Here is a 3666-nt window from a genome sequence, read left to right as displayed (position 1 = left end):
GGTCGTTGCGGCTGCGGCCCGTGTGCAGGCGCGCGCCCGGCGTGCCGATGTTGCGCGTGAGGGCGCCCTCCACGGCCATGTGGATGTCCTCGTCGTGACGTCCCAGGCAAAGTCGCCGTTGGCGATCTGACCCGAGATGTCGGCCAGGCCGGCGTCGATGGCCTGCTGGTCGGCCTCGGAGATGATGCCTGCTCGGCGAGCATCTTGGCGTGGGCGCGGCTGCCGGCGATGTCCTGTTGCGCCATGGCCTTGTCCACCTCGAGGGACGCACCGAACTCCTGCGTGAAGGCGTCGACGCCCTTCTCAAACCTGCCACCCCAAAGAGCCATCGGGCCCTCCGTTCCTCTCGTGATTGTTGTCCCAGCTAGATTAGCGCATGCTCGCAAAGGGGCCGCCCGCGCGCAACGGACGGCCCCATCTGTTCAGAAGTGCCTCCTGCAGCAACTCTTGCGGGAGCTACTCCACCGGCTGGAGGCCGGAGCCGGGACCCTGGACGCGAGACCAGGTCTTGGACTGCAGGCCGTGAAGGTCGATGAAGCCGCGGGCGGCGGTGTGGTCGAAGGTGTCGCCCTCGTCGTAGGTGGCCAGGTTGTAATCGTAGAGGCTGTAGTCGGAGCGCAGGCCGTCGACGAAGAGGCCGCCCTTGCACAGGATGATGCGGACGTCGCCGGTGACGTACTTCTGCGTGTAGGCGTTGAAGGCGTCGATGGCGTTGCGGTTCTGGGAGAACCACAGGCCGCGGTAGACGGTGGAGGCCCACTCGACGTCGAGCTTGGCCTTCTGCTTCAGGGTCTCGGCGTCAAGGCAGAGCTGCTCGAGGGACTGGTGGGCCTGGATGAGCAGCAGGGCGGCGGGGCACTCGTAGCACTCGCGGCTCTTGATGCCCACGACGCGGTCCTCGATCATGTCGATGCGGCCAAAGCCGTTACGGCCGGCAATCTCGTTGCACTTGATGATGAGGTCAAGCAGCGGCATCTTCTCGCCGTTGATGGCGGTCGGGACGCCCTGCTCGAAGGAGATCACGACCTCCTCGGGGTCGGCGGGGCACTCGTCGAGGTTCTTGGTCATCGTCCAGATGTCCGCGGGCGGCTTGTTCCAGGTGTCCTCAAGGACGCCGCACTCGATGGCGCGGCCCAGAGATTGTCGTCGATGGAGTAGGGCTTCTTGTGCGTGGTGGGCACGGGCACGCCGTGCTGCTTGGCCCACTCCATCTCGGAGTCACGCGTGGTGAGGTCCCAGACGCGGACCGGGGCGATGATCTCGAGCTCGGGGTCGAGAGCGCGGATGCAGGTCTCAAAGCGCACCTGGTCGTTGCCCTTGCCGGTGCAGCCGTGGGCCACGTACTTGGCGCCGTACTGGTGGGCGATGTCAACGAGGTGCTTGGAGATCAGCGGGCGAGAAAGGGCAGAGAGCAGCGGGTAGACGCCCTCGTACTTGCCGTTGGCCCAGATGGCCTTGGACAGGATCTTCTCGGCGTACTCCTCGCGCATGTCGACGGCCTCAGAGGCAATGGCGCCCATGTCGAGGGCCTTCTGCTTGATCCAGGAGAGGTCCTTCTCGTCCTGGCCAACGTTGCCGCAGATGGCGATGACGTCGAGGTTCTTCTCCTCCTGCAGCCACTTGACGATAACGGACGTATCGAGACCACCGGAGTACGCGAGGACTACCTTCTCTTTCTCAGCCATTTTGGTTTCCTTTCCATTGGCTAAATGAAGCAAGTTAGCAGGTCAATTACAGCAGCGCAAACCCCCGACAATATCGGACGTTGCGAGAAGATCATCTTGAAGGCAGGTTGCCGCCAGACAACAGGACGCAGCGCGCGATATTGCGGGCTGCGTCCTGTTGTCTGGCGGCAACCTGCCTTCAAGATGATCTTCTCGCAACGTCCGATATTGTCGGGGGTTTGGCGCTGCTGTAATTGACCTGCTAACTTGCTTCATTTAGCCAATGGAAAGGAAACCAAAAATGGCTGAGAAAGAGAAGGTAGTCCTCGCGTACTCGGTGGTCTCGATACGTCCGTTATCGTCAAGTGGCTGCAGGAGGAGAAGAACCTCGACGTCATCGCCATCTGCGGCAACGTTGGCCAGGACGAGAAGGACCTCTCCTGGATCAAGCAGAAGGCCCTCGACATGGGCGCCATTGCCTCTGAGGCCGTCGACATGCGCGAGGAGTACGCCGAGAAGATCCTGTCCAAGGCCATCTGGGCCAACGGCAAGTACGAGGGCGTCTACCCGCTGCTCTCTGCCCTTTCTCGCCCGCTGATCTCCAAGCACCTCGTTGACATCGCCCACCAGTACGGCGCCAAGTACGTGGCCCACGGCTGCACCGGCAAGGGCAACGACCAGGTGCGCTTTGAGACCTGCATCCGCGCTCTCGACCCCGAGCTCGAGATCATCGCCCCGGTCCGCGTCTGGGACCTCACCACGCGTGACTCCGAGATGGAGTGGGCCAAGCAGCACGGCGTGCCCGTGCCCACCACGCACAAGAAGCCCTACTCCATCGACGACAATCTCTGGGGCCGCGCCATCGAGTGCGGCGTCCTTGAGGACACCTGGAACAAGCCGCCCGCGGACATCTGGACGATGACCAAGAACCTCGACGAGTGCCCCGCCGACCCCGAGGAGGTCGTGATCTCCTTCGAGCAGGGCGTCCCGACCGCCATCAACGGCGAGAAGATGCCGCTGCTTGACCTCATCATCAAGTGCAACGAGATTGCCGGCCGTAACGGCTTTGGCCGCATCGACATGATCGAGGACCGCGTCGTGGGCATCAAGAGCCGCGAGTGCTACGAGTGCCCCGCCGCCCTGCTGCTCATCCAGGCCCACCAGTCCCTCGAGCAGCTCTGCCTTGACGCCGAGACCCTGAAGCAGAAGGCCAAGCTCGACGTCGAGTGGGCCTCCACCGTCTACCGCGGCCTGTGGTTCTCCCAGAACCGCAACGCCATCGACGCCTTCAACGCCTACACGCAGAAGTACGTCACCGGCGACGTCCGCATCATCCTGTGCAAGGGCGGCCTCTTCGTCGACGGCCTGCGCTCCGACTACAGCCTCTACGATTACAACCTGGCCACCTACGACGAGGGCGACACCTTCGACCACACCGCCGCCCGCGGCTTCATCGACCTTCACGGCCTGCAGTCCAAGACCTGGTCTCGCGTCCAGGGTCCCGGCTCCGGCCTCCAGCCGGTGGAGTAGCTCCCGCAAGGAGTTGCTGCAGGAGGCACTTCTGAACAGATGGGGCCGTCCGTTGCGCGCGGGCGGCCCCTTTGCGAGCATGCGCTAATCTAGCTGGGACAACAATCACGAGAGGAACGGAGGGCCCGATGGCTCTTTGGGGTGGCAGGTTTGAGAAGGGCGTCGACGCCTTCACGCAGGAGTTCGGTGCGTCCCTCGAGGTGGACAAGGCCATGGCGCAACAGGACATCGCCGGCAGCCGCGCCCACGCCAAGATGCTCGCCGAGCAGGGCATCATCTCCGAGGCCGACCAGCAGGCCATCGACGCCGGCCTGGCCGACATCTCGGGTCAGATCGCCAACGGCGACTTTGCCTGGGACGTCAACGACGAGGACATCCACATGGCCGTGGAGGGCGCCCTCACGCGCAACATCGGCACGCCGGGGCGCGCGCTGCACACGGGCCGCAGCCGCAACGACCAGGTGGCGACGGA

The 3666-nt window shown here is 64.0% G+C and carries 4 protein-coding genes; 2 read left to right on the top strand and 2 right to left on the bottom strand.

Features of this window, described 5'->3' with window-relative positions; translation table 11 throughout:
- Nucleotides 1–456: 456 nt before the first annotated feature.
- Complete coding sequence (locus DXV50_RS10150; protein ID WP_332871132.1) at nucleotides 457–1077, bottom strand: hypothetical protein; 621 nt, start codon at nucleotides 1075–1077, stop codon at nucleotides 457–459.
- A complete protein-coding gene (locus tag DXV50_RS10145; protein WP_332871130.1) occupies nucleotides 1065–1685 on the bottom strand; it encodes an argininosuccinate synthase domain-containing protein in 621 nt (206 codons plus the stop codon). The genes DXV50_RS10150 and DXV50_RS10145 overlap by 13 nt, the downstream gene beginning before the upstream one ends.
- 336 nt (nucleotides 1686–2021) lie before the next feature.
- Between DXV50_RS10145 and DXV50_RS09360 the strand changes: the two genes are divergently transcribed.
- Complete coding sequence (locus DXV50_RS09360; RefSeq protein ID WP_332871131.1) at nucleotides 2022–3194, top strand: argininosuccinate synthase; 1173 nt, start codon at nucleotides 2022–2024, stop codon at nucleotides 3192–3194.
- Between the two features lie 128 nt (nucleotides 3195–3322).
- On the top strand, nucleotides 3323–3666 hold a 344-nt coding region (locus tag DXV50_RS09355; protein ID WP_269801660.1), incomplete at its 3' end, for a lyase family protein.

The sequence above is a fragment of the Paratractidigestivibacter faecalis genome (genome assembly GCF_003416765.1).
Classification (GTDB): domain Bacteria; phylum Actinomycetota; class Coriobacteriia; order Coriobacteriales; family Atopobiaceae; genus Paratractidigestivibacter; species Paratractidigestivibacter faecalis.
This window is presented reverse-complemented; position numbering and strand designations above follow the sequence as displayed.